The sequence below is a fragment of the Neptuniibacter sp. 1_MG-2023 genome (genome assembly GCF_030547185.1).
Lineage (GTDB): Bacteria > Pseudomonadota > Gammaproteobacteria > Pseudomonadales > Balneatricaceae > Neptuniibacter.
The window spans coordinates 169,152-194,938 of the sequence record NZ_JAUOQR010000005.1; the positions used below are offsets into that span (position 1 = coordinate 169,152).

Annotated in this window: 24 protein-coding genes; 7 read left to right on the forward strand and 17 right to left on the reverse strand. The window is 41.1% G+C overall.

Going from position 1 to position 25,787, the window contains the following annotated elements; translation table 11 throughout:
* Positions 1-11: 11 nt before the first annotated feature.
* Positions 12-1,808 carry a DEAD/DEAH box helicase gene (locus tag Q4492_RS08140; protein WP_303416803.1) on the forward strand — a complete coding sequence of 599 codons (1,797 nt, stop codon included), beginning with the start codon at positions 12-14 and terminating at the stop codon, positions 1,806-1,808.
* 167 nt (positions 1,809-1,975) lie between these two features.
* Here Q4492_RS08140 and Q4492_RS08145 read toward each other — a convergent pair whose 3' ends face one another.
* Together Q4492_RS08145 and Q4492_RS08150 are read right to left on the reverse strand one after the other, a co-directional pair.
* Positions 1,976-2,362, reverse strand: coding sequence for a RidA family protein (locus tag Q4492_RS08145; protein WP_303416805.1), 387 nt, complete (start codon positions 2,360-2,362; stop codon positions 1,976-1,978).
* 96 nt (positions 2,363-2,458) lie between these two features.
* On the reverse strand, positions 2,459-2,884 hold the full coding sequence (locus Q4492_RS08150) for a hypothetical protein (RefSeq protein WP_303416807.1): 426 nt from the start codon (positions 2,882-2,884) through the stop codon (positions 2,459-2,461).
* A gap of 135 nt (positions 2,885-3,019) precedes the next feature.
* On the opposite strand from Q4492_RS08150, the gene Q4492_RS08155 reads away from it, so the two are divergent.
* Positions 3,020-3,781, forward strand: coding sequence for a TlyA family RNA methyltransferase (locus tag Q4492_RS08155; RefSeq protein WP_303416809.1), 762 nt, complete (start codon positions 3,020-3,022; stop codon positions 3,779-3,781).
* 100 nt (positions 3,782-3,881) lie between these two features.
* On the opposite strand, the gene Q4492_RS08160 is transcribed toward Q4492_RS08155, so the two are convergent.
* A complete protein-coding gene (locus Q4492_RS08160) occupies positions 3,882-4,103 on the reverse strand; it encodes a DUF1289 domain-containing protein (RefSeq protein WP_303416810.1) in 222 nt (73 codons plus the stop codon).
* A gap of 170 nt (positions 4,104-4,273) precedes the next feature.
* On the opposite strand from Q4492_RS08160, the gene msrA reads away from it, so the two are divergent.
* Positions 4,274-5,410 carry a peptide-methionine (S)-S-oxide reductase MsrA gene (gene msrA / locus Q4492_RS08165; RefSeq protein ID WP_303416811.1) on the forward strand — a complete coding sequence of 379 codons (1,137 nt, stop codon included), beginning with the start codon at positions 4,274-4,276 and terminating at the stop codon, positions 5,408-5,410.
* 75 nt (positions 5,411-5,485) lie between these two features.
* Here msrA and hisA read toward each other — a convergent pair whose 3' ends face one another.
* Positions 5,486-6,241, reverse strand: a complete 756-nt coding sequence (gene hisA / locus Q4492_RS08170) for a phosphoribosylformimino-5-aminoimidazole carboxamide ribotide isomerase (protein WP_303416812.1) — start codon at positions 6,239-6,241, stop codon at positions 5,486-5,488.
* Positions 6,242-6,346: 105 nt separating this feature from the next.
* Here hisA and Q4492_RS08175 point away from each other — a divergent pair, with 105 nt between their 5' ends.
* Complete coding sequence (locus Q4492_RS08175) at positions 6,347-6,571, forward strand: hypothetical protein (RefSeq protein ID WP_303416814.1); 225 nt, start codon at positions 6,347-6,349, stop codon at positions 6,569-6,571.
* A gap of 81 nt (positions 6,572-6,652) precedes the next feature.
* On the opposite strand, the gene Q4492_RS08180 is transcribed toward Q4492_RS08175, so the two are convergent.
* Positions 6,653-7,777 carry a murein transglycosylase domain-containing protein gene (locus Q4492_RS08180; protein WP_303416815.1) on the reverse strand — a complete coding sequence of 375 codons (1,125 nt, stop codon included), beginning with the start codon at positions 7,775-7,777 and terminating at the stop codon, positions 6,653-6,655.
* 366 nt (positions 7,778-8,143) lie between these two features.
* Here Q4492_RS08180 and Q4492_RS08185 point away from each other — a divergent pair, with 366 nt between their 5' ends.
* Complete coding sequence (locus Q4492_RS08185; RefSeq protein WP_303416817.1) at positions 8,144-9,355, forward strand: EAL and HDOD domain-containing protein; 1,212 nt, start codon at positions 8,144-8,146, stop codon at positions 9,353-9,355.
* Here the strand turns inward: Q4492_RS08185 and Q4492_RS08190 are convergent.
* From Q4492_RS08190 to hrpA, 9 genes are all read right to left on the reverse strand, one after another.
* Entirely contained in the window at positions 9,352-10,062 is a 711-nt protein-coding gene (locus Q4492_RS08190) for a hypothetical protein (RefSeq protein ID WP_303416818.1), read from the reverse strand. The two genes, Q4492_RS08185 and Q4492_RS08190, sit on opposite strands and share 4 nt — an antisense overlap.
* A gap of 1 nt (position 10,063) precedes the next feature.
* The gene (locus Q4492_RS08195) at positions 10,064-10,579 is read right to left on the reverse strand and encodes a hypothetical protein (RefSeq protein WP_303416819.1); all 516 of its coding nucleotides are present in this window, start codon (positions 10,577-10,579) and stop codon (positions 10,064-10,066) included.
* A complete protein-coding gene (locus tag Q4492_RS08200; RefSeq protein ID WP_303416820.1) occupies positions 10,576-11,184 on the reverse strand; it encodes a hypothetical protein in 609 nt (202 codons plus the stop codon). Before Q4492_RS08200 ends, Q4492_RS08195 begins: the two co-directional genes overlap by 4 nt.
* Complete coding sequence (locus Q4492_RS08205) at positions 11,159-11,884, reverse strand: MotA/TolQ/ExbB proton channel family protein (RefSeq protein ID WP_303416821.1); 726 nt, start codon at positions 11,882-11,884, stop codon at positions 11,159-11,161. The genes Q4492_RS08200 and Q4492_RS08205 overlap by 26 nt, the downstream gene beginning before the upstream one ends.
* A gap of 497 nt (positions 11,885-12,381) precedes the next feature.
* The gene (locus Q4492_RS08210) at positions 12,382-12,876 is read right to left on the reverse strand and encodes an STAS domain-containing protein (RefSeq protein WP_303416823.1); all 495 of its coding nucleotides are present in this window, start codon (positions 12,874-12,876) and stop codon (positions 12,382-12,384) included.
* Positions 12,877-12,879: 3 nt separating this feature from the next.
* Positions 12,880-14,049, reverse strand: a complete 1,170-nt coding sequence (locus tag Q4492_RS08215; protein ID WP_303416824.1) for a PP2C family protein-serine/threonine phosphatase — start codon at positions 14,047-14,049, stop codon at positions 12,880-12,882.
* Positions 14,050-14,194: 145 nt separating this feature from the next.
* Complete coding sequence (locus tag Q4492_RS08220; RefSeq protein ID WP_303416826.1) at positions 14,195-14,896, reverse strand: VacJ family lipoprotein; 702 nt, start codon at positions 14,894-14,896, stop codon at positions 14,195-14,197.
* A gap of 176 nt (positions 14,897-15,072) precedes the next feature.
* The gene (locus Q4492_RS08225; RefSeq protein ID WP_303416828.1) at positions 15,073-16,047 is read right to left on the reverse strand and encodes a porin; all 975 of its coding nucleotides are present in this window, start codon (positions 16,045-16,047) and stop codon (positions 15,073-15,075) included.
* A 371-nt stretch (positions 16,048-16,418) separates the two neighbouring features.
* On the reverse strand, positions 16,419-20,363 hold the full coding sequence (gene hrpA / locus Q4492_RS08230; RefSeq protein ID WP_303416829.1) for an ATP-dependent RNA helicase HrpA: 3,945 nt from the start codon (positions 20,361-20,363) through the stop codon (positions 16,419-16,421).
* Positions 20,364-20,636: 273 nt separating this feature from the next.
* Here hrpA and hpaR point away from each other — a divergent pair, with 273 nt between their 5' ends.
* The gene (gene hpaR / locus Q4492_RS08235; RefSeq protein ID WP_303416831.1) at positions 20,637-21,059 is read left to right on the forward strand and encodes a homoprotocatechuate degradation operon regulator HpaR; all 423 of its coding nucleotides are present in this window, start codon (positions 20,637-20,639) and stop codon (positions 21,057-21,059) included.
* A gap of 86 nt (positions 21,060-21,145) precedes the next feature.
* A complete protein-coding gene (locus Q4492_RS08240; RefSeq protein WP_303416833.1) occupies positions 21,146-21,850 on the forward strand; it encodes a pseudouridine synthase in 705 nt (234 codons plus the stop codon).
* Positions 21,851-21,874: 24 nt separating this feature from the next.
* On the opposite strand, the gene Q4492_RS08245 is transcribed toward Q4492_RS08240, so the two are convergent.
* From Q4492_RS08245 to Q4492_RS08255, 3 genes are all read right to left on the reverse strand, one after another.
* Positions 21,875-23,083, reverse strand: a complete 1,209-nt coding sequence (locus Q4492_RS08245; protein WP_303416834.1) for a multidrug effflux MFS transporter — start codon at positions 23,081-23,083, stop codon at positions 21,875-21,877.
* A gap of 193 nt (positions 23,084-23,276) precedes the next feature.
* Positions 23,277-24,962 carry an AMP-binding protein gene (locus tag Q4492_RS08250; protein WP_303416836.1) on the reverse strand — a complete coding sequence of 562 codons (1,686 nt, stop codon included), beginning with the start codon at positions 24,960-24,962 and terminating at the stop codon, positions 23,277-23,279.
* Between the two features lie 30 nt (positions 24,963-24,992).
* A complete protein-coding gene (locus Q4492_RS08255) occupies positions 24,993-25,760 on the reverse strand; it encodes a class II glutamine amidotransferase (protein ID WP_303416837.1) in 768 nt (255 codons plus the stop codon).
* Between the last annotated feature and the right edge of the window lie 27 nt (positions 25,761-25,787).

Below are 25,787 nucleotides of genomic sequence, written 5' to 3' on the forward strand. Positions count from 1 at the left end.
AACACAAACAGATGAATTCAGAAGATCAGCTATCTTTTGCTGAGCTTGGCCTTGCGGCTTCCGTGCTTAAAACGCTAGACGAAATTGGCTATGAAACGCCGTCTCCAATCCAGGCAGCCACTATCCCTCACTTACTAGAAGGTCGCGACCTTTTAGGTGTCGCTCAGACAGGTACCGGTAAAACAGCCGCATTTGCATTGCCATTGCTATCTCGCCTAGACTTAAAAAGCCGTAATACGCAGCTTCTGATTCTGGCGCCGACTCGAGAATTAGCTATTCAGGTAGCAGAAGCCTGCCAAACCTATGCCCGCAGCCTACCCGATTTCCACGTACTACCTATATACGGTGGTCAGGCATATGACAGCCAACTTCGCCAGCTTAAACGCGGTGCGCAAGTGGTTGTTGGTACACCCGGTCGCGTTATGGATCATATGCGCCGCGGTTCTCTTAAATTAAACAACCTTCAAGCACTCGTACTTGACGAAGCCGATGAAATGCTTCGTATGGGCTTTATTGATGATGTTGAGTGGGTTCTTGAACATACGCCAAACGAACGCCAAATAGCATTGTTCTCAGCAACAATGCCAGCTCAGATCAAAAAGGTTGCTCAGACTCATCTAAACAACCCTGCTGAAATACGTATCCAATCTAAAACTGCTACAGCAACTACAATTGCCCAGAAATACTTACGTGTTTCCGGCAACCAAAAACTAGATGCTTTAACACGTATTCTTGAGATGCAAACGTTTGATGCGATGCTTATTTTTGTTCGCACAAAGTCAGCGACGGTAGAATTGGCAGAGAAATTAGCCGCACGCGGTTATGCATGCGAAGCACTTAATGGTGATATCTCTCAAAACTTGCGTGAACGTACAGTTGAAAAACTAAAACGTGGCCACATCGATATATTGGTGGCAACAGATGTTGTAGCCCGAGGCCTTGACGTTGAACGTATCAGCCACGTACTGAACTATGATATTCCATACGATACGGAATCTTATATTCACCGTATTGGCCGTACAGGTCGCGCAGGACGTTCAGGTGAAGCGATTTTATTCGTTTCTCCACGCGAACAGCGAATGCTTAAATCTATTGAACGTGCCACACGTCAACAGATTGAACAGATGCAGCTGCCGTCAACAAATGATATCAATGAAAAACGTGTAAAACGCTTTGTTGATCGCATTTCAGAAACAATTGAAAACCAAGATATTGAGTTCTATAAAAACCTGCTAACAGAATACCAGCAAGAACATGATGCAGACCCATTGGTTGTTGCTTCAGCACTTGCTCACTTATTACAGGGTAAAACCCCACTATTAATGAAAGATCAGGCTCGTCCACCTCGTCGTGAAAGAGAAGAGCGTGGAGAAAGAAATGATCGTGGTGATAGAAAATCTCGTCGTCAACCACAAGGAATGTCAGCTCAGGCTAAACCGCTGAAAGACAATCCAAATGTTGAAATGCAACGCTATATGCTTGCTGTTGGCCATGAACATGGTGTAGCACCAAAGAACATTGTGGGCGCTATTGCTAATGAAGCAGATCTAGATGCAAACCTTATTGGTTCCATTGAAATCTATGACGATTGCTCAACTGTAGATCTACCAGCGGGTATGCCTAAAGCTGTTGTACAGCAGCTCCGCAAAGCCATTGTTTGCGGTCAGCGCCTGAATATCAAAGATCTATCTAGTGATGCAGCACCAAGCGGTGGTCGTGGAAAAAGAGGCCCAAGCGGTAATAGCACTAACCGTAACCGCCCACCTCGTCGCGCTAAGAAAGATACAAGAAAAAGCAAAGACAGCTAAGGGATAACTCCCCTTACTAAGCTGAGGCTTAGTTCGCTCAAAGCTTTCATCGATAAAGGACGTTACCATAAAGGAATGCCCTTAACACACCGGATATTTTGCATCCCCTTCGCAAGATATCCGGTGTTTTTATTATTGCTCTCAAAAAGTATATCTAGGCGCTTTACTTACTCCCCTACCACCATAATGGCTTCCACCTCAATATCAGCGTCTTTCGGGATCTGTTTTACGGCGAAAGCCGCACGCGCCGGATAAGGTTCAGAGAAATACTTGGCCATTACTTCATTCACTTCAGCAAAATATTTCATATCAGAAAGTAAAATAGTAACTTTAACAATATCAGATAAAGAACCACCCGCTGCATCAGCAACCGCTTGCAAGTTTTTAAATACCTGCTCTGCCTGTGCCGAAAAAGATTCGGTAATCAGCTCCATTGTTTCAGGCACCAGTGGGATCTGACCTGACATATAGACGGTACTACCTACACGCACAGCCTGTGAATATGTACCTATAGCAGAAGGTGCATTTTCAGTACTGATAATACTTTTATTCATAATCGTTCCTGTCAAAATAATTGAGTCGAATTACTTTTATAGCGTCAATCAATAGTTAGGAATTTAATCAACTAACTATAAACTTAACCTATGTATCTACTTAGGTGGTGCTAAACTAACTCGTACTTTAGCCGGCGCATTAGGAAAGAAAATACACTGCAATACCACATTGGATTCTTCTTCAAAATAGACCATGACACCTTTACCCCGATCCAACCAACGCACTTGATCGAAATCCTGGCCATCCCAATGTTGAGCCCACAAACTAGAGCTTGCTGCGCGTCGTTCAAAAGCTATGCCACAATACTTTTCTGCTTGCTCTCTGTAACGCTCCCCCCAACACTCAAGACTTTTTTTACATGTCGCAGAGGCCGCCCGCGTATCTGTTCTTTTATACATTTGAACACACTTTCCCCTGACTGCTGGATCAGAATATTCTCGACATTGGTCCAATTCTGCATCATTCACTGCATAAGCAGATAACGGTAATAATAAAACCAAAAGCCCTAAAATTTTACCCATAATCCCTTCCTTAATCCGGCCCCTTTTAATTTAGCAGTTTACACCGCCATAAGGATGCTTCCTAGTTTAGAAAAATTTTCACTCGCCAACAGAAGAACACGTATAATAACGGCTTTAATGTGACCCGGAAAAAGCATGCAACGTGTAGACCTGCTCCTTGTAAATAACGCCTTAGCAAATACGCGCACCCACGCACAGCGTTTGATCAAAAATAACAAAGTCACAGCCTTTTACAAAGGCATTTGGCAACCTGTTACAAAACCGGGTCTTAAACTTGATGAGCATACAGAATTTAAAGTCGAAACCGACGATGCTGATCGCTTTGTTTCACGCGGCGCTTTTAAACTTTTAGCCGCATTAGAAAAACAACAATTAGCTGTTGAAGGTTGGATCGCCATTGATATTGGACAATCAACAGGCGGCTTCAGCGACTGTCTTCTTCAAGCAGGCGTGAGCTCTGTTATCGGCGTTGAGGTTGGCCATAGCCAACTAGCTGAGAAGCTAGCAAGCGATCCTCGCGTACTATGCTATGAACGCGTTAACGCCAGAGAACTCCCTAGCGAAACCCTGCTAGAACACACTAAACAAGGCAGCGGATTTGATCTTGCAGTCATGGATGTCTCATTTATATCTCAACTTAAAATACTCCCCTCTCTTATTCCTCTCATTAAAGACGAGGGCTACCTTATCAGTCTAGTCAAACCTCAATTCGAAGTGGGTAAAGAGGGTATAGGGCGAGGAGGAATTGTTCGAGATGCTAACTTATACCCTCTAGTAAAAACCAAAGTAATCGATTGCTGCGAGTCTTTAGGTCTTCAAATCTGCGAGTACTTTGAAAGCCCAATAAAAGGTGGCGATGGAAATAGAGAGTTTTTACTTATAGCAAGAAAAGCATAAGAAGCGAACAACGTACCCAAACCGCTCCTACCCTTATATATTGAATAGAGTGATTACCCTTAACTTAACGCTGAAAAGCTACATGTTTACCTATCAGCGTTTACTGAAAACTATCCATCAACTCAATATGCTTCTGCCTTGCAAGCTCCTGACGGCTTTGAGACTTATCTAAGGTTACTGATTTCTCAGCATCTGACATATTGCTCCACTGCATAATTTCCTTAATAGATCGATAGCATCCCAAACAAACATCATTATCATCTAGGCAGCAATTGCGAACACAAGGTGAGCTAAATGGTTTTGCTGTTACAACCGGTTTCATTTTTTCACCTCTTTGTATCATACCTTCAACAAACCTAAACACACATCCAATAAGCATAGCAAAAAACCAAGAATCTCACCCAATGTAGGATTTTTTAAAAAAAGAAGGAACCTAGTTCTTAATAATGCATCCAAGTATGCAAGATACAATTGGATGGGTTAGGAATAATAATGAAGAAAATTATAGTGGCATCAATTATTGCTTTAAGTGGATTGGGCCTTAGTAGTCTAGTAATCGGCACCGAAAGTGCTTCTACCGAAGACCCTCTCCAAAACAAAGTGTCCACTCGCTTAGCCGTGGCTACATTTGCAGGCGGCTGCTTTTGGTGTACTGAGTCTGATTTTGAAAAGTTAAAAGGCGTTGTCCAGGTTATTTCTGGATACAGTGGTGGTGTAAAACCTAACCCCACTTACAAAGAGGTTTCATCGGGGCAAACAAAACATACTGAAGCGATTCAAGTGTTTTATGATCCTAATGTAATCTCTTACGAAGGTTTGCTAGAACGCTTATGGCGCGGTATGAACCCTACTGATGGCAAGGGCCAGTTTGTTGACCGTGGGCAACAATACAGACCTGCAGTTTTTTACCACAACGATGCACAGAAAAAAGCGGTTGAAGCCTCCATTGCTAAATTAGAGAAATCTGGCGTTTTTAATCAACCAATGGCCACTGAAATTAGCCCTTATACAAGTTTTTATAAGGCCGAAGATTACCATCAAGATTATTACCTCAAAAATCCTATTCGCTATAGTTACTACCGGAACGGGTCAGGTAGAGATCAATATCTCAGCAGCCGCTGGGGAGATGAGCTAAAAATTGATTACACACAATATACTAGCCAAGCTTCTGTTGCTGATGTAGCAGCCGATCGTTTCGTCACACCGTCGGAGCATTATCTACGCTCGGTCTTAACACCTTTGCAATTTAATGTGACACAAGAAGACGGTACGGAACGCCCATTCGACAATGCTTATTGGGACGAGAAACGGGAAGGCATTTATGTAGATATTGTTAGTGGAGAGCCTCTTTTTTCATCAAAAGATAAGTTCAAATCAGGTACAGGCTGGCCTAGCTTCACACAACCTATTAAGGGCGTACCGATCATTGAAAAAGAAGATAATTCTCTTTTTATGAAACGGGTTGAAGTCAGAAGCTCTAAAGCTGATTCTCACCTTGGTCATATTTTTAATGATGGACCAGCACCTAGTGGGCTTCGCTATTGCATCAATTCAGCATCGTTACGCTTTATAGCAAAGGAAGATCTGATCAATGAAGGATATGCAGAATTTGCATCTTTATTTGAATAAAGGCCGTGATATTGCCATAGATATGATTTAAAAACGGTACTGAACGGGTTAGGTCAAGCACCTAACCCTTTCAGCCTATCGATTGTTCCATTCAATACACTCATTAAGTGTCACACCAGAACCACCAAAAATATCTAAGGCGCTTCCTATCGTCAGATCAACCTTTCCTCCAGATAACCGCTCAACCAATTTAAGGTCATCTAAAGAGCGGGCGCCTCCTGCGTAGGTCACCGGTATTGGGCAAGAAAGACCAAGCAGCTTAACAAGATCCTCATCAATACCACCCTGAAGCCCTTCCACATCAGCAGCATGAATTAAAAATTCAGCACAGTGCGATGCTAGCTCAGACAATGTCTCCGTATTAACCTCCATATCTGTGACGGTTTGCCAACGATCTGTAGCTATATGCCAACCCGATTCAGTACGCCTACAACTCAGATCTAAAATTAATCGCTCTACACCCGTTACCGCTTTAATCGTTTCCAGCCTTTCACAACTAAATTGACCATCGACGAAGAGATATGAAGTCACAATTACATGGGAAGCTCCGGCCTGTAAAAACTCTTCGGCATTGCTATTGTTAACCCCACCACCAAACTGTAATCCACCAGGCCAAGCTGCTAACGCTTTCAATGCTTGCTCCTTATTACCGGGGCCTAATGCAATTACATGACCGCCCAAAAGCTGGTGTGTCTTATACAGCTCCGCATAATAAGCCGCATCATATGTACTAACAAAATTAGTATCTGCGCCACTCTCATTTAAGCTACCACCAACTATCTGCTTAACCTGACCTTGATGCAGGTCTATACATGGACGAAACTGAGTCAAAAAAAGCTCCAAATAATTAAGATAATAATTAGATATATTTTAACGATCTAAAAAAAGAAGGTACATTTTTATCTCTATAAGATTTATATAGCAATAAGAGTTCGAATGAAGTTTGTAACTACAGTGATAAGAATACCATCACTTCAAATGCTGCCGAATACGCTTGCAGTCATATTCATTGTACTGTTTTTTGTATCCGTTACGTTGCTTATGCAAGCGATTCATCTTCTTACTATCTCCCCCCTTTCGCTTAAGGTTAGTAAGCTGCTTTATCGAATCTTGTATAGACTGGCATCGCTGGATCAACGCTTTATCGTCAGCAGACGATAAGGTAGATCCGAAAAGGGTGAGTAAAATGAATCCATTAATTATCCATCGAGTTGTCATAACCACTCCCTGTAAAAACAACTTTTAATATCTTTTTTTAGCCGAGATCACTTTCACTAAGTAGCCCTGACTTTCTACCGGCATTTTAGTACGTAAGCTAGACCATACATGCTCACTCGACGATCGGTTAATTATATTAAACGCCTCTTCTCGCTGAGAAGAGAAGCTTCTTAATACATTACCCGCTCCGCCATTATAAGCAGCAATAACACAATACTCTTTACTAACCGGGTTGCGAACCTTCACTAAATAACGAGTTTGTAAAATATGCAAATAAGCACACCCCATACGAATATTATTTTCAATATTGAACAAATAGGAGGCCGATGGCGTACCTGCGTAGCCATGAACCTCTTCAAACGCGTCCCTACCTGCGGTTGTTGGTACAATTTGCATAAGGCCATAGGCGGGCACCCAACTCACGGCATAGGGGTTAAAATTACTTTCAGTTTCAATAATGGCGTAAACAAGTGCTGGGGCTAACTGATATTTTGCAGCGTAACGCTCTACATAAGATGCGTATTTATGTTGTCGAGTAAGCTTATGCTGTTGAAGTAAAGGGAATTCAACGTAAGAGACACTTTTCTGTGAGCCGTCTGGCATTTTAATCTGACGGGTATGAACACCTTGATTCAACAAATAGGCAGCATAACGATCTGCCCTCCACGCCCAACGAATCGGCTTATGATCTTGATCAACAATTTGATTGAATAAAAAAGGCTCATCTCCAAGCACAACCTCTTGATCAGAAAATAGGTCTACTTTCTCGGGGTTAGCCGGCGTCAAAAGCGTCTTGATAATTGATTGCTTTAAGAGCTGCTTATTTTGACTTTCCACTCTGACAATACCCGTTTCAAAATCAACTAGCGCGCGACTCGTATAGCCATCAGTATATTTCACATATTCTTTCGGGGATGGTTTTACCGAATCATCACCACCCCAAGCAGACGATATATGTGTAAGAAAACTATCAACTCGCTTTATATCGTTTACTAACGACTGAGGATTCGTGACCCAACTCCTTGCTTTACTCTGTGCGCGAGAGACAACAACATCTTCGATAGCCCCTCCTCCTGCTACGCCCTGAGCAATACGAAAGGCATCATGCGTTGTGCAACCAACTAAGGTTAATGGCAAAGATCCCAGCAAAAATTTTCTTCGCGTTAAGGGCATAAACACCTCATTTATAACGACACAATCAGTTAAAGAGAAAAATTTATGATTCAAACATCAGTTATCATTAGTCCAAACTAACGCCACGCCGCTTTTTTAAAATCCAATAAAAATAAAATAATAACGATAGAATTCAAGAAGTTAAAACAAAAACCATTAACTTCACACCTGTAAAGTACACCTAGGTCTTAATTTCAAATAGGATAGAATCCTGTATTAAACAAGAGAGCTCTTATATAAATAGAATCGTCTACTTAAATTAATGATCGTTTTAGTATCATACAAGCGTTATTATTTTTATGGCTAGCTACAATAAAAAATCAACTAAAAGAGATTAACACCTTGGCTTTCTCTGTTTTACTTGCAAGACAACCAATTCTTGATAAGGAGCTCAATACGATTGCGTACGAGCTATTATATAGAGACGCAAAAGGTATAGGTCCTCAACTACCCTTTGATGGAACTCAAGCAACGGCAGAAGTTCTGTTAAACGCCTATAGCAGCATATTCCAAAATAACCGTGTTCAAGCTATTCCAGCGTTTATTAATTTCAATGCAGAATGGATTTATAATGGAAACCTACCGGCCCTTAGGCCCGAAGCCTTAGTACTAGAAGTACTGGAAGACGTAGCAATCACTGATGAAATTATCCACAGACTGCATACTCTTTCCGATAACGGCTACCGCATTGCTCTCGATGATTTTATCTATGATGAAAGCTGGGAACCTGCCTTAAAACTAGCGAAGATAGTCAAGATTGATATTCAGCTTCTTTCACCTACTCAACTCATTCAGCATGTCACTGCGCTGAAAAAAAAGAAGGTGACTTTACTGGCCGAAAAAGTAGAAACCTATGAAGAGTTTCAATACTGTAAGGAACTTGGTTTTAAACTTTTCCAAGGCTATTTTTTCTGTCGCCCACAGCTCATCGAGGGACGTAAATTATCCTGTGATGACCTAATAACCCTTCAACTAATTGCAGAGTTAGAAAACGCTAAGGCGACACCTAAATCAATTGAAGCGATCATATGCAAAGATCCAGAATTTGTTTTAAAGTTATTAAAAATCGTTAACTCAGCCCGTTTTTCTCTATCGAGAAAGATCAATAATATCTCCGAAGCGATAATTGCATTAGGCATAGATGAACTAAAAAAATGGGCTCTGCTTATTAATACTACCCAGCATCCTCATGTCTCCAATGCATTAACCCAAGAGATACTGACTCGTGCACGCATGTGTGAACTCGCTGCGGCAAATTATGGTGCCGTAAATTCTAGTACTGCATTTTTAATAGGCATGCTTTCAGGTATGGATGCTATGTTAAATCTAGAGCTCAACGATATTATGGAGCAATTGCCCGTTTCCAAAGAGGTCTCAAACGCACTGCTTAAAGGATCGGGGACTCTAGGGCAGTTACTCAGTGATGTAAAAAACTATATGACTGGCGAATGGGCTGTGCTTAACGATTCACATATTACCGATTCACTTGGCCATGCACAGGAAGAGAGTTTACGCTGGGTACAAGATATCCTACAAGAAATTAACTATCGCTAAGACTCAAATCGATTAAGCTCAAAAGTAATACTGCCACCTTTGTAAATTTCTAAATCCATTGGTTCACTTCTCACTAACTTAACCAATCCAACTCCAGGTGCATACCACTCGGTCTGCGTAACGGTAATATCTTGATAACCTAAGCGTGGATCAGCGTAAAGACTAATAACACCTGAAGCTTCTACCTTAACGCAATTCTCAAATCTACCTGCAGGCACAACCACACTGCTATTTAACGCGACAATTTCATAAGTGAGGCCAAATGCTTTTTTACTTGGGTCAGGTAGCGCTGAGCGCAGGCCATGTAAAGCATAAGAGCGAGTTTCTGCCACCCAACTACGTCCCACTTCTAAGTCCTCCTTATTAGGGAGAATTTTTATCTCTTTGTCATCAAATCTAGGAGTTAGCTCTACTACTGTACGTTTTGCAATTCGATAGCTACCCGTATCATCTTGCAATACATAATAAACGGTCCCATCGCTAGTCCTACGCGCGAAAACAGGCATACCACTGTAATCCCCCTTCAGGTCGATAGGCCCTAAATTCGTGATACTAAATTGTCGCTTCTGTGTTGTGTCAGTTAAATCTTCAAAAACGCTGTAATGCCACTCGACACCTTTATTGACGGGGAAATAATCATTTTCAGAAATATCCCCCTGACACCCCACTATAATGACTGACATTAAGAGAATACAAATAAAGCGCATATTACTTCTCCGGTAACGCGGGGTCTGGAAGCTTAACAAACTGTAAACCTAGATATTTCTGCCCTGCTCTATTTTTTTGTTTAGCGCCTTTTTCAATGGCTTGATTAGGGTTCAGTTCACCTAATTGTAGATTTCCATTATTTATTTCTCGAATTGCTGTTTCTAATTTACCATGCAAACCTAAATCATAATCCAGCTGAAAAGCTCTTGGCTCCTCTGATAACTGATGATCAACCGTGGATGTTAACCACATATAAATACGACCTTCACTACCCATTTCTTTGTCTGGCTCTTCAACCACGGCATAATGTAATAGAAACCTTTCAGGTAAAGCGGTCTTGCTTGGCCAGCCCTGTGTCTCTTTCCAGCCCTGATAACTTAAGCTATAGAAGCCTATAGCTAAAATGATTAATAATGCTTTTACACCCCAAAAAATCCTGCTATAGATCAGCGAAAGCAGCACTAATGCAGTAAAAAAAACATAAGCTAAGGTTAAACCAAATAGCACTTCATTCATTTATCAATCGCCTTTACTAAACTTTTCTGTAACTGATTTATATTAGTAACTTGCCCTGCAGCAGTAAGTGAAAATCGCACGACCGTCTTCTCATCGCCTTCCTCTGCTAACACTGTTGTCTGATAATAAAGGACTTTCATCACCGGATTCACTTCAGCTAAATACACAGTCACTGGAACCTTTTTCTTTGTTTCACTCTTGAAATAATGGACATTAATAACAAACTCTCCCGAAGGACGTCCTCTAATCGTTAACACCTCTTGATTAAGCGGATTAATAATCTCTTTACCATTCACAACTTGTGTATCATTCGCCAACCCCCGATCATCACGATCAAGGTGCATTAACCCATCCTGAGCTTTTTTGTACCAAACTTTCGTTCCTTCAGGCCCTGTTGCCCATACATCAATGTCATTTGGATCTCCATCAGGCCAACTCACTGTAATAATAAATTCGGCTTTTGGATCAATAATGCCCGATTTAGCCGGAGGGTTTAAAAGCAATAAAGCGATCAGAAAAAGAAAAGTAAACGTTAATAAAACGTTAAAAAGAAGATCCGTGAAGGGATCTATATCAAAATTACTTTTGCGCTGAAAGAGGGACACCGCCTTCACCTCTATCATCTACAAGCAAGTCGGCAGTGGATAAACTAAAATCAATCGCCTCTAACAAAAGCCTATCCGCACAACGGTCAACCAATAACAACTGAATACCTAAAGACATACTCGCAATTAATCCAACCATCGTTGTGTTCATTGCGACCCCCATCCCCTGGGTCATCTGCTGCATTAACTCTTTTATATCAGAGATATCCAATTGTTCGAACGCAGAGATTGAGCTAAGCATCAAAACAAAACCAACAACGGTGCCCAATAACCCCAATTTAATAACAACCCCAGCCATAAACCAGCCAACTTGATGGGTTCCCCGCAAGGATTCAGCTAATACTTCCGTTGCTAATGTTTTATCAGGTTCGGAATGACTATTTAGCACTTTGCCCAAAAAGCCTTTAATGACTGACCGTCCCTCGAGTGAATCTTCCGATAAGAGCCTTAGATCATCTAGACTCAATTTTTTAATCTTAAATAGCATTAATGACTGTGAAGCAATAAACCAGCTACGGTAACCACAATGAACAGAAACGACGATGAACAGGATAAAAATTAGTGAACTAATTCTCGTAATATCTTGCGCAAAAATAGTGTGGAACAGATGCAGATCCCAACTTAGGAAAAGAAAGAATACAATCAGGCCCGCTAACAAGAGCCAATATAAAAACGTTGTATAGGTATATTGAGTAGACATCACTTTCCTATGCTTATCTTGCATTACAACTTCAGACTATAAAGGAGCCTGATAGAGAAACAACTAGAAGCACAAGAAAAAGAGACCAAAGAATAGATTAAGGCAAGCACAAAGTAGCAAGACTCCTACAAGGTAATTCAGGCACTTTTATTATAAATAATAAGACGGGAGCTATTGACTATGATGAAACACAAGATTTATTAAATCTAGATTACAGTAATCAACCTACTGAAAAATAAGGTTTTTAAAAGCTGTTCCTTTTTCAAGCAATAGGTTGAAATAGCGCTATTTGTGGGTGCTCAGCATGTTAACCAATTATTACTAACAAGTTTATCCACAGAGTTTGTTGATAACAAAATTGACTCAATAATTTTGTTATCACTGAACAGAAGACTAGCTATCTATCACTGATAATTCAGGCAGTGAATATAGCTAGGTAAATCAGCAGCAAGGAAAAGAGCACTACAAAATACCCTAAATTCCACACTCGCCAAACACTATTTATTCTCGTTAACCGATTCAAGCGTAGAAACTAAGTCTTTAAAGGCTTCACGGTTAGAATCATTTAACCCCATCAGAATTTGATGCGCTGAGATTATTCGCTCTTTCATCTCATCCACAGACTCTTGCACAAAAGGAAGCTCTTTCAAGTCCTTAATACTGGTGGGAAGTTCTTCAAGTAATATAAAAATATGATCAAAGCCCATTGTATACAAAATACTAGTAATATCAGGGTTTGTAGAGACTAGTGTAGGCTTACCAAGATTAGCATCACTCGCTTTAATAGATAACTTTGCAATAAGGCCTAATGAGGTGCTATCAATACCCTCAGCCTGAGTCAGATCGATTAAAATATTAGACACAGATGCTTTAGCTAGAGCGTCATTTATATGACAATCCAACGAAGTACAGAGCGTTAAGCGTACATCACCTACAAACTTTAAAACAAAGCTGCCATCAACCAACGCCGAATAAATTGAACCTTCTTGCATTATTTACTGCCTGCAAACTGTCATTATTGCAATATCATCAGGTGCATCATTTATAATATTAGGAAGCAATGCTTCCTTAATTACATCTGGGCCAGCACCATTCGCCGCAATTACAACATCAATAAGTCTCTGCTCTTTAGCACTCATATTCCCTTCAGGTAACATCTCTAAAATGCCATCCGAGAACAATGTAATTTCAAACTCATCTAACAACTGTAACTTTCGCTCATCAAATAAAGGTTCAGGAAAAAGCCCTACCGGCATTCCCCGCCCTTCTAGAAAGCGTGTACCAACTGCATCAGTCAAAATAGGCATAGGATGATGCCCACCTACAGCATAGGTCAAACTGGCCTCTTTGCTATCAAAAAGACCGATAAAAATACTTAAATGTTTTCCTAATCCAGTGTCCAACAACTCCGAATTGATACGGTAAAGCGTATTCACCGGCGATAAAATATCGAAACTTGAAGAGCGGTTATAATTCCTGACCAATCGGTTAGTCATGTTTTTTAACAGCACTGTAACTAAGGCAGATGAAGCACCATGCCCTGATACATCAGCTAGATAAAACATCGTTTTATCAGCGTCAATGGGGACCACATCAACAAAATCGCCACTTAAATACAATGAAGGAATTAATAAGTAACGAGCCAACAACCCTCCAACATTCAGCTCCTTATCAGGCAGCATATTCTGTTGTATTTGCAACGCTGCTTGCTGATCAATTTGAAGTTCACTGAGGCTCTTTTCTAACTCGTTTCGATAATGAAGCTTCTTCTCAATTAAATCAGCAAGAAGTAAAAGCTTAGAAATAGAATCAGAAAAATCCGCACTCTTTTCAGCTATCTCGCTTTGAATAAAAACATCATTAGCCCCTTTTCGTAGTGCCAATAAAACCTGGTCACACTTAGCTTCCGGCATCAATACAAGTATAGGCTTAGGGGAATGGAGTTCAGCTAGGGAGGCAATATCGTCAACAGTGAAGGTTTCACTTAAACCCGCGATTATTAGTGAAAAGTCATGCTCATTGAGCAACTCTTTAGCATAATCACAATTATAAGCAGTTGAAACTTTTACCGGACGAAGTTCTATATGACTACAGGCATCAACAATCGAATCAATGGCTTCCGCAACATGATCAACTAATAAAATAGTTTGGTAAGTGTCTCTCATAACCTAGCCCTATTAAATAGGCGAAGATCTATGAGACAACAGAGTAGATGCTGCTGCCTTAACATACAATGAAAATTTATAAGTAACATTGCGTAAAAATTCAAAAACCCCAGCCTAAAATGTAAAGCTGGGGTTATGATTAACACTAGAAATTACTTTCATCATAATTTTCGCCATCGCCATCTACGATGGAAAAGGCTCGTTTCTGAAGATAGGCATCACGAACAAAGGTATATTTATCACCAGAGATCAGTTTTTCGGCTTCAAGTAATTCGGCGCGATCATTAATAATCCGCGTCGCATACATCGCATTACGAGCACCGTTATCATCTAACTGGCGTACAGGATCAACAAGATAATCAGGCACCCTGCCAATACCATCACGCACAGTTGTTGGGCCAAAGAAAGGCAAGACCAAATAAGGACCGCTTTCTACTCCCCAGTACCCAAAGGTCTGCCCAAAGTCTTCATCGTGCTTTTCAATACCCATTGGTGTAGCAACATCAATTAGACCGGCCAAACCAAAAGTAGAATTAAATGCGATACGAGCAAAATCTTGTGTCGCATTGCTGAACTTACCTTGCAGCAAGTTATTCAACAAAGTTCCGACATCAGATAAGTTTCCGAAAAAGTTACTAACACCCGTTTCAGCAATATCAGGCATAATTGCTTTGTAACCTTGAGAAACTGGCTTTAGTGCATAAGTATCTAAACCGTCATTAAAGCTAAACATCGCTCGGTTGAAACCTTCCCATGGATCAACTTCAACGTCAGCAGCAACAGAAGGCTGACTTAACATGATTGATACTGCACCAGCAACCAACAAACTACGTAATTTGGCTTTCATCCAGTTTCCCTTAAATTTGCTCACAATATTGAAGCTCTATTTTAGCTGAGTTAAGTAGATATGAAAAACAGGAAACGCGCTTATTTTCAAAAACAGCACAAAAGTAGTGATTATTTATAACGAAAAAAGGCTTCCCGAAGGAAGCCTTTTCTAAATTTCCGTAAGGAAATGTCGACTTAGAAGTCTAGACGGTAACCGATCTGCGCTTTATCACCGAAAGATGCATCATCGCTATCGTTATCGATGTATTCAGCAAATACACGGCCGTTACCCATAACGCGAGTAACACCTAGACCCCACTGATCAAGATCAGTAGTTAGGCTGTTGTCATCAAAAGTAGCGTAACGAGCGTATACAGATGTAGTACCTACAGTGTATTTACCCATCAAGTGAGTCGCATCTTGCTCTAGTGATGTACCAGTGTCTTTCTCACCATCTTCGTGAGTTAGCGCTACTGCAAATGGACCAGATTTGTAAGAAACAGCAAGACCCCAAACATCAGTATCTTCAACACCGCTCTCAACACTTGCAACAGAACCAGAGATTGTTAAACCGTTAACTGTATAGGTTGCAGCAACGTTGTAACCATCAACAGTATCATCAAGCGTACCATCTGAATCTGAACCACTAGATGCGAATACACCACCAGCAATAATTGTTAGACCAGAGATGTTTGGTGAGTAGTAAGCAATCGAGTTATCAACACGTTTGAAGTCTACTGCACCGTTAAGGGTTCTAGCTGCAACGTAGAAACGTTCACCATAACCGTTAGCACCCGGATTAAATACGCCTACTGGCGCATTGATCAATAGGTAGTGAGGGTGGTACTGACGACCTGCTAGCACTTTACCCCAATCGCCTTTAGCACCGATGTAAGCCAAACGTTTACCAAAGATACCAGAGCTATATGCCCCAGAATCCGCTGTAGAAACGTTTGCTTCCCAATGGAAAAGACCCGTAGTATTTTCTAAGCCTAGATCAACATCGCCTTTAATACCAATGCGAGAAGACTGGTCAACAAGATCTAGATCAGAATCTTCTGCCTGCTCCAAACCAATACGGAAAGATCCGTATAGCGTAGCATCAGCCTGTGCGATCATTGGTGCAGTCATAGCGCCAGCTACAGCTAGTGCAATCAGTGACTTTTTCATCAACATTTCCCCTTCAATATATTCAACATACTAGTAGTGAACTTTTAATTTTTTCTTATCGCAGCGCGCTCTAGGCGCACTTACTATATGAAAATACTACAAAAGAAAAACTTTTCAAACTAATGAATAAGTTTTTCTTATAATTTTTTAGTCGGCGAGACTACTAATAACTTTAATTCTCGCTTTATTCACCGTTTCTGCCTGTGATAACAGAGCTAATAAACTCTCTTATAACAACACGTTAAGCAGGTGATTATAAATAAATTTCGCGCATTACATCATACCCCTCGAGCATGTGCAACCTTTGACTACATAATACATCTAAATACAGGCCCGACAAAAGTAGTACTTCCTTTATCCCTTGACCTATATCAAGGTATTACTTTACCCCACTGCTGTTTTAGGCGCTTTTCAGAAACAGTCTTTTGTGTACCCAACTGCTGAGCAAAGAGTGAAACGCGATACTCTTCAATCAACCAACGATACTCTTCTAAATTAGGATCATAGATGCCTTGCTCTACATTTCGCTGAAAGCGTGTCTTATATTGGCCATAAAACTTTTCTAGCTGATCACTTAGTAAACTCTCTTGCCTTAAATTACGTCTAAATTTCTCTAGACGTATCTCTATTGCTTTCAAATATCTAGGATAATGCATCAAGACTTCATGGGGCTGAGTTTTTATAAACTGAGTCTCTAACAGTTCAGCCAGTTGTTTTTTAATATCATTCAGCACAGGCACTTCATTTAATTGTACTTTACCTTTCAACTGCTTTTGGATTTGGTGGTAACTATCAAATAATTGGCTAATAACTATTAGTAAACTCTCGCAAGCTGGCACAAGCTCAGCTTTACATCTACTTAGCCGCTCCTCAAATTGTTCCGAATTGCGAATTAAATCATCATCCAATTTAAGCAACTGTCTAACTGAGTGCCAGATAACCTCTTCCACAAACGTTTGCTTATTTAAAAGCCCTGAACTGCGTAGGATAACTTTAGTGAGTTTTTCATTACTTAACGCTTTCCGAGCAAAACGAACTTGCTCTCGCATATTGAGCACAGCCAGCCTTACTATGCCATCAACACTTAGATTATTCGCTTCAGCTTGGTGAGGTTTTAAACATAACGTAACACTCTCTCCCCTATCAACAAGCGCTGGATAAGCTTCAATTTCGACGCCCGCATACTTATTCACTTTACAACTAGGTTCAAGTACTCCAAAGTCCCAATCTGTTAATCCCTCTCGTCCCCAGCTGCTCTCCTCACTTCTATCTGAACGTTCAGTTAATCGCTGACTGATTTGAGAGGCATACTTACTATTTAATTGCTCCCAGTCTCTGGACTCATCTAACAGATGCCCGTTTTCGTCAACTAAACGCAAATTCATATGCAGGTGATCTTCTAATACAGTCTCACGTAGCTCTCGCGGCTGTATTCGAACACCCGTCATCCTAAGTAGATGATGAGCAAAAATCTCATAAAGATCCCCTACACCAAACTCCACTGCTTGCATAAAAGCATCAACATAGTTTGGAACCGGAACAAAATGCTTTCGCTGTTGCTTAGGCAAGCCTCTAAGAATTGCGGTACATTTTTCCACCAGCATCCCTGGAACCAGCCATTCAATTGTTTTCAAAGGGAGAGACGTTAATAAAGGCAGAGGGACTTGCAAAGTCACACCATCATCATTGGCTCCCGGTGCAAAATGATAAAAGAGTTTCAGCCGCGCACCCTCAAGATTTAAATGATCGGGATAAATACTTTCAGAAACATGATCAGCAGAACGCTGAAGGATATCCTCCTCCTGCATGACTAAACACTCAGGATTATCTTGTTCAACACGCTTACGCCACTTTTCGAAACCCGCGCCATTAACTATATGTTCACCTGATAAGCTTTTAAGCCGCAAACGATAGAATTCGTAAAGCTGTTCCTCATCGACGAGCAGATCCTTCCTACGAGACTTAGCTTCTAATTTCTCAATCCCCTTAAGTAAGGCTCGATTCTTTTGCACAAACCGAGCTGAACTATTTAACTCACCTTCAACCAACGCTTGACGGATAAAGATCTCATGAGAAATTTCAACATCAATTTTCCCGTAGCTCACTTTTCTTTTAGGCACAATGATCATGCCATAAAGCGTCACCTGCTCCGTAGCGACCACCTCAGCTCTTTTTTTCTCCCAATGAGGCTCACTGTAATTTTTCTTAATCAGACTGGGGGCTAATTTCTCGGCCCACACAGGATCGACTTTAGCGATACAGCGGGCATAAAGCTGGCTAGTTTCAACCATCTCTGCAGCCATAACCCATTTAGGGGCTTTTTTATAAACAACAGAACCAGGAAAAAGAAAAAATCGTCGATTGCGCGCACCTAAATATTCTTTATTTTCTTGTTTAAAGCCCATATGACTTAATAGGCCCGCCAATAACGAGCGGTGTATAGATTCGTAAGATGCGGCTTCCTCACGCTCAACAAAGCTGTGTTCTTTTGCCTGTAATTCTTTACAAATAATATGTAACTGACGGTGAGTATCACGCCACTCGCGCATACGCATGTAGGAAAGAAAGTTCTTGTTACAGTATTTTCGTAACTGATTTTGGGTTAACTCTTGCCGTTGCGTCTCATATAATTCCCAAAGATTAACAAACGTCATAAAGTCAGATTCTTCATGGGCATAAAGCTTGTGCTTTTCATCGCTAGCTTGACGTTTATCTTGCGGCCTTTCCCTTGGGTCCTGTATCCCCAATGCACTTACTATCACTAACATCTCACGGAGACAGTTATTACGCGCCGATTCGATCACCATCCGCCCCAAACGCGGATCAATAGGGAGTTTAGCCAACTGCCAACCAATGGTTGTTATCTGACGTTTTGAGTTCACTGCTCCCAGTTCCTGCAGCAACTTAAAACCATCATTAATAAAACGATTATCTGGCGGATCAACAAATGGGAACTCTGCAATATCACCTAACTTAAGCGACAACATTTGTAGAATCACGGCCGCTAAGTTTGTGCGTCGAATCTCTGCATCGGTAAATTCAGGGCGGCTAACAAAGTCTTCTTCCGAATAAAGACGAATACAGATACCATCAGATACTCGACCACAACGACCCGCTCTTTGGTTTGCACTGGCTTGAGAAATGGCTTCAATAGGGAGGCGTTGCACTTTTGAGCGATAGCTATAACGACTAATACGAGCCAGCCCAGTATCAATAACATATTTTATACCGGGAACTGTTAGGGATGTTTCTGCTACGTTAGTTGATAAAACCAAACGGGTCCCCCTCGCCCCTTTTCCTTGCTGGAACACCCTATTTTGTTCCGCAAGTGACAGACGAGCGTAGAGCGGCAATATATCCACATGTTTAAGCTCAGCCTTACGCAAAAGGTCAGCGGTTTCTCTTATATCTCTTTCGCCAGGCAGGAAGATCAAAATATCGCCTTGCGGCCCCTTCCCCTGTTTTCTCTCCATATGTAAGAGTTCTTCAACAGCTGCCAAAATCCCCTGCTGCATATCCACTGTCTTTTCATCATCGGCAGAATAATCATGCAAAGGACGATAGAGCATCTCAACAGGATAAGTTCGACCTGAAACTTCAATAATAGGTGCATTATTAAAGTGTTTTGAGAACCGTTCAAGGTCAATTGTTGCAGAGGTAATGATCAACTTAAGATCAGGACGTTTAGGCAATATCCGTTTGATATACCCTAAAAGGAAATCAATATTTAGACTTCGCTCATGAGCTTCATCAATTATCAATACTTCATATTTCTCAAGAAAACGGTCATGCTTAGTTTCCGCAAGCAATATACCGTCCGTCATCAGCTTCACTTGAGTCGAGTCGTTAACCTGCTCATGAAAACGAACCTGATAGCCAACTCTCTCACCCAGCGTCGTATTCAGCTCTTCGGCTATTCGAGTCGCAACCGTTCTAGCAGCAAGCCGACGCGGCTGCGTATGACCAATCAGCCCTTTACAACCTAAACCTAATTCAAGACATATTTTAGGAAGCTGAGTGGTTTTACCTGAACCAGTTTCACCAGCGAGAACAACCACTTGATTATTTAAAATCGCTGCAGCAATCTCTTCTCTACGGGCACTAATAGGCAGATCAGAGTATTGAATATCTTGGCTTAAGCCTTTTTTCAATTCAACCTGTCGACAAGACGCATCTATTGCATCAGACAAAACAAGTAAGGCTTCCTGATTAGCCCCCTCACGTCGAGCTCGATCTAATCGACGCTTTAAACGGTAGCGATCAGCAATACGGCAATCAGGTAAGCGAGCAGATAACAGCTCAATAGAGAGGGTCAAAACACGTACATCCAAAACATAATTTAAAGTAAGGCATTCTACCTTATGAGGGTAACAGCACCAACTGATACAGCACGGCATAACCGCTATAACCACCTAATATGAGCAGTCATATCTTGGTTTACGGCCTGTTTTTATATTTAAATACCCAAAAGTGCTAATTAAACGCCAAAGAAAAATCCCCCCATATACTAAGTATTATGGCTAATTTTCTTGAACATTTTCTATTAAGCCGCAAAAATACAATCCAATTATGATTAAAGAGAATAATTCATGCGTAAATTTGAAGACTCATTACCACTTCAACTCCTTAAAGCGCGTGAAGCCAGTATGCTTTTTTTCCGCCCATTGCTAAATGAGTACTCTCTGACAGAACAGCAATGGCGCGTATTACGCGCACTTCATGAATACAAAGAGATGGAATCAAAAGAATTAGCAACAAGCTGCTGCCTTTTAAGTCCCAGCCTTACTGGTATTCTCACACGCCTCCAGCAACAAGGTTATATAACCCGGAGAAAATCAACCGAAGACCAGCGTATAACGCTTATTAGTTTAACAAGTAAAGCCAATAAATTAATTCAACATTTAAGCCCTGAGATTGAAGCTAGATATAAAGCTTTTACTAACCGTCTAGGTGAAAAGAAGCTTGAACAATTAATGGATATCATCAAAGAACTTTCTAAAATCGAGCCATAGCGCTTAGCTTCTAGCCATAAAAACACTGATGCATCTCTTTTGAAAATGCACGCCTTCCTATTAACTGTTGACCAAAGAACTTATAAATGGAATCCAAAAAGGCGCGATTAGATCGATTTATCTCAATCAAAACAGGTATTAACCGCCGTGATGTCAGGCAGCTGCTTGCGCAAAAGAGAGTATTTATAAATGGCCAACCAGCAACAACCAATCAAGTTATCGATCAATTCACGCAAATAGAGTGTGATGGAAAGTGCCTTCAGAACAACAAACCAATCTACATAATGATGAACAAGCCTGTAGGGGTTATCAGCGCCACCAAAGATAATCAACACAAAACAGTTATAGACCTATTGCAACCCCAGTACGCCGATCTCCATATTGCAGGCAGACTAGATCTAAATTCGTCGGGTTTACTACTACTAACCAACCATGGCGAATGGTCACGCAACCTAACATCACCTAATAAAAAAGTTAACAAAGTCTATAAAGTGACGTTAGAAAAACCGTTAACTAAAGAGTACGCAGAGGTTTTTGCTAAAGGTATATTTTTTCCTTATGAGAATATAACAACCTTACCTGCCCAGCTTGAAATCATCTCTGAGCATGTCGCTGAAGTCACTTTAAAGGAAGGCCGCTATCATCAAATCAAGCGGATGTTTGGGCGATTTAGAAATCCTGTATTAAAATTACATAGAGTATCAATAGGTGCACTAGCACTCGACGAGAGTTTAAAACCTGGAGAGAGTCGAGAGCTAACAGCACAAGAAGTACAATCCTTAAATCATTAGCCCCAGCACATCTCTTCACTACTCTTAAATGGCTCGCCTACTGGCCCAATAAGTAAATAACAACGACAATCCAGGCAGTAAGATAAAACCAACAATAATCGGCACCAATGTTTCGTTAAAAGCTTGACCAACGACCACACCAGCAACAACGGCTATTAATGTAGAAACCCCGCCAATCACGCCCGAAGCTAAACCCGCAATATGCCCAAAAGGCTCCATAGATAAAGCATTAAGATTACCAAACAACAAACCGATTCCCATTAAGACCACCAGAAAATACCCCATTACGAACCATAAGGGTGGTACAGGGCTTAACCAATATGTACTTATAAGCACAGCAATTGAAATAATCAATGTGGCAACTTGAGTACCCATAACTAGCTGCCTCAATCCAAAGCGCATAACTAATTTAGAATTAATAAAACTAGCCACACCAATTCCTGTGGCCAAAACAGCAAAATAAAGAGGGAATTTAGCCCCTAAATGATACAAATCCTGCAAAACCTGCTGAATTGAACTTAAAAAGCCAAGGAACGCACCAAAACCAAGTCCAGAAGCTATAACATACGCCATCGCCACCCGATTAGTGACTACTTCACAACAACCACTCACTATACTTTTAACCGAAAATTGACTTCGTTGATCTAAAGGCAAGCTTTCAGGTAAACGGAGCGCAAACCAAATTAAAATAAAAACAGCTGCAAAAAAAAGAAAAGCAAACATCATTCGCCAATTAGATACCAATAATATGCCTTGCCCTATAATCGGAGCGATGACCGGTACAAGAATAAAAACAGTCATAATCAATGACATCACACGGGCCATCTCAGAGCCATGACTTTTATCTCGAACAATAGCAATAGTTACTATGCGAGGACCCGCAGCGCCTAAGCCTTGTAGTAACCTGCCCACCAACATCATGCTCATATTGACAGCAAAAAGAGAGATAAGCGTGCCTAAAATAAAAATTGCAAAACCCAGATAAATTGATGGTTTTCGTCCAATCACATCAGCTAACGGGCCGTAGATAAGGTGCCCTATCGCCACCCCAATAAAAATCGTGCTGACTATCAATTGTGTATCATTATCTCTCTGAACACCTAGATCCTGACCTATTTGAAATAAAGCAGGCAACATCAAATCAATGGACATAGCTACAAAGCAGGTTACAAACGCCATTAATGCAACAAACTCAGTAAAACCGATCTCTGCTCTGGTCTGCAATATTTTCATTCAACCAATACTCTCAAGCTCATGCTTAAACATAAGAAAATAATTAACATGTAAACAATTTATTGATAGCGATTTTAGCATAACCCAAGCTGATTAAATTCAGTTTACTCACAACACTTGAGATTTACGTGTTCGCTACAATGTGATTTTTTATACAGAAAAAGACGATGAAAGCTGTACTGCCACAGTGTAATTACAAATGTTTGCGGAGCTTTTGCATCCCCGCCAACTCCTCATCTAACAATGCACGTCGCAAAACTTTACCAACATTTGACTTAGGCAGGTGGGTTCTAAACTCAACCAAACGTGGAACTTTATAAGAGGTTAGCCTCTCTCGACAATAATCCCGTATTTGTTTAACCGTAAGACGCCTATTTTGTGTCACGATGAATAACTTTATCACCTCTCCTGATTGCTCATCAGGAAGCCCTATAACCGCACACTCGACAACATCAACATGACTCGATATAACATTCTCGAGCTCATTTGGATAAACAGGAAAACCGGATATATTGATAATATCTTTTTTACGATCGACTATCTGGAGCGACTCATCTTCCATAATACGCGCCATATCCCCCGTAGCTAACCAGCCAGCCTCATCAGGGATATTCGAACCATCTCGCCAATAACCTGACATAACCTGAGGGCCTCGAACATAAAGTTCACCGATCTCTCCTGCACACAACTCCTCCCCCTGCTCACCAACAATTCTCACCTCAGTCAGCGGTAGTGGTTGACCGACAGAACCAAACGGAGCACCTTGTACATAACTAACGGCGATTACGGGAGAGGCTTCAGTTAAGCCATAACCTTGATAGATTGGACAGCCCGTTAAGGATTCCCACTCATCGCTCACAGAACGAGTAAGTGCCATACCTCCAGATAAGGTCAACTTCAACCGAGTCATATCTAACTGTCCAAACATAGGGTGTCTGCACAGAGATATGAATAAGGTATTAAGGCCAGAAAAAATGGTGAAATCCCAGCGCCCAAGCTCATTCACAAAACCACTGGTATCTCTAGGATTCGTAATCAGAACGACTTGAGCACCCATCAAAGGCATAACAAGACAGTTCAACGTAAAACCATAGATGTGATACACCGGCAACGGTGCAATGGCTACCTCTTCGCCTATCCTTAAACTTTCCGGAAGACGGCTTTTAAGCTGAAGTACATTCGCAATCAAGTTACGATGACTTAAGGCGACACCTTTAGGCTCTCCCGTTGTTCCTACTGTATATTGTATAGCAGCCAGATCATCTGGCTTCTGCTCAACAGCCTCCAAAGCACTCCGCGCCCCTTTAGCCAAAGCATCCCTAAACGATACAGCTTTAGGCACTTTATATTTAGGAACGATTTTACGAATATATTTTGCAATAAAGTTAAGCAGTACTCGTCGACTAAATGGATGCAGATCTGCTAGTTCAGTGACTAGCACCGTTTTAACTAATGTATTTGGGACAACCTTTTCAATCATATGGGCGTTATTGGCGAGAATAACAACCGCCTTAACACCTGCATGGTTAAATTGCTTAATGGTTTCTGACGCAGTGTATAGGGGGTTCGTATTAACAATCACCAAGCCAGCGCGTAAAGCCGCTAAAATACAGACTGGATATTGTAAAATATTGGGTAGCTGGATCGCGATACGATCGCCTGGTTTTAGCTCAGTGTGATTTTGTAAGTAGGAGGCTAGATGTTGTGCGGCCTCATCAAGCTCGGCATAGGTCAGCGTTGACCCCATATTTGAAAAAGCAGATTTATAGGCAAAGTCTTTACAAACTCGATCCCAAAGCACTGTCAGATTAGGATAGCTCTTAATCTCCTGCTCAATTTCTTGCTCAATACTCAGCAGAGAATCTTGCTTTTCGACCACCTAAAACCTCCTCGAAAAGTGAAGTGATTACTACTGTACTAATCCCTTAACAAAAGTCACCAATTCACCAGGTTCCAGAGCGACCCACTCTTCATTCACCGTTAATGGAACCGTTGCGATCACAGTAACAATATCACTAGGTTTTGTTTCTTGAACAAAATCTACTGTCACATCACAATCAGTTAAGCTAGCCTCACCAAAAGGCGCCTTACGCGTAATCCAAGACAGTTTGCTGCCACAAAATGCAAACAGGTGTGTTGACTCGGTTAATAACATATTAAAAACCCCCAACTCACGCAATCTCTCACAACAAGTATGAATAAACGCGGAAACCTCACTAAAATCATCAGGCTTTTTAGGAAAACGCGTTCTTAGTTCACCAAGCAGCCAACAAAAAGCATATTCGCTGTCCGTAGTCCCTACAGGGTGATAGTAAGATAAAGGAAGTGAAAAGAGCGATTTATCAAGCTGACCATTATGAGCAAACGTCCAAGTAAATCCCCAAAGTTCGCGTTGAAACGGGTGAGTATTCTCTAAACAAATATCCCCCACATTCGCTTGACGAATATGACTAATCACCACATGGCTTTTTATAGGATGCTCTTTAACTAAACTAGCAATTTTTGAATTCACACTAGGATTAGGGTCATGAAAGCAACGTACGCCCTTACCTTCATAAAAAGCGATACCCCACCCATCTTTATGTGGTCCAGTACCTCCGCCCCGCTGCATCAATCCAGCAAACGAAAAGCAGATATCTGTAGGAACATTGGCACTCATGCCTAATAATTCACACATACAAAGCCATTCCCAGCAAACCTATAT

What these genes read in the sequence shown, in the direction of transcription:
- Q4492_RS08225 (WP_303416828.1), bottom strand. Translation starts at nt 16,047, where the DNA reads ATGAAAAAGTCACTGATTGCACTAGCTGTAGCTGGCGCTATGACTGCA.
- Q4492_RS08210 (WP_303416823.1), bottom strand. Translation starts at nt 12,876, where the DNA reads ATGCAAGAAGGTTCAATTTATTCGGCGTTGGTTGATGGCAGCTTTGTT.
- Q4492_RS08220 (WP_303416826.1), bottom strand. Translation starts at nt 14,896, where the DNA reads ATGAAAGCCAAATTACGTAGTTTGTTGGTTGCTGGTGCAGTATCAATC.
- Q4492_RS08245 (WP_303416834.1), bottom strand. Translation starts at nt 23,083, where the DNA reads ATGAAAATATTGCAGACCAGAGCAGAGATCGGTTTTACTGAGTTTGTT.
- hpaR (WP_303416831.1), top strand. Translation starts at nt 20,637, where the DNA reads ATGCGTAAATTTGAAGACTCATTACCACTTCAACTCCTTAAAGCGCGT.
- Q4492_RS08195 (WP_303416819.1), bottom strand. Translation starts at nt 10,579, where the DNA reads ATGAATGAAGTGCTATTTGGTTTAACCTTAGCTTATGTTTTTTTTACT.
- Q4492_RS08140 (WP_303416803.1), top strand. Translation starts at nt 12, where the DNA reads ATGAATTCAGAAGATCAGCTATCTTTTGCTGAGCTTGGCCTTGCGGCT.
- Q4492_RS08215 (WP_303416824.1), bottom strand. Translation starts at nt 14,049, where the DNA reads ATGAGAGACACTTACCAAACTATTTTATTAGTTGATCATGTTGCGGAA.
- Q4492_RS08240 (WP_303416833.1), top strand. Translation starts at nt 21,146, where the DNA reads ATGGAATCCAAAAAGGCGCGATTAGATCGATTTATCTCAATCAAAACA.
- Q4492_RS08145 (WP_303416805.1), bottom strand. Translation starts at nt 2,362, where the DNA reads ATGAATAAAAGTATTATCAGTACTGAAAATGCACCTTCTGCTATAGGT.
- Q4492_RS08155 (WP_303416809.1), top strand. Translation starts at nt 3,020, where the DNA reads ATGCAACGTGTAGACCTGCTCCTTGTAAATAACGCCTTAGCAAATACG.
- Q4492_RS08205 (WP_303416821.1), bottom strand. Translation starts at nt 11,884, where the DNA reads ATGTCTACTCAATATACCTATACAACGTTTTTATATTGGCTCTTGTTA.
- Q4492_RS08175 (WP_303416814.1), top strand. Translation starts at nt 6,347, where the DNA reads ATGAAGTTTGTAACTACAGTGATAAGAATACCATCACTTCAAATGCTG.
- Q4492_RS08255 (WP_303416837.1), bottom strand. Translation starts at nt 25,760, where the DNA reads ATGTGTGAATTATTAGGCATGAGTGCCAATGTTCCTACAGATATCTGC.
- Q4492_RS08160 (WP_303416810.1), bottom strand. Translation starts at nt 4,103, where the DNA reads ATGAAACCGGTTGTAACAGCAAAACCATTTAGCTCACCTTGTGTTCGC.
- Q4492_RS08150 (WP_303416807.1), bottom strand. Translation starts at nt 2,884, where the DNA reads ATGGGTAAAATTTTAGGGCTTTTGGTTTTATTATTACCGTTATCTGCT.
- msrA (WP_303416811.1), top strand. Translation starts at nt 4,274, where the DNA reads ATGAAGAAAATTATAGTGGCATCAATTATTGCTTTAAGTGGATTGGGC.
- Q4492_RS08190 (WP_303416818.1), bottom strand. Translation starts at nt 10,062, where the DNA reads ATGCGCTTTATTTGTATTCTCTTAATGTCAGTCATTATAGTGGGGTGT.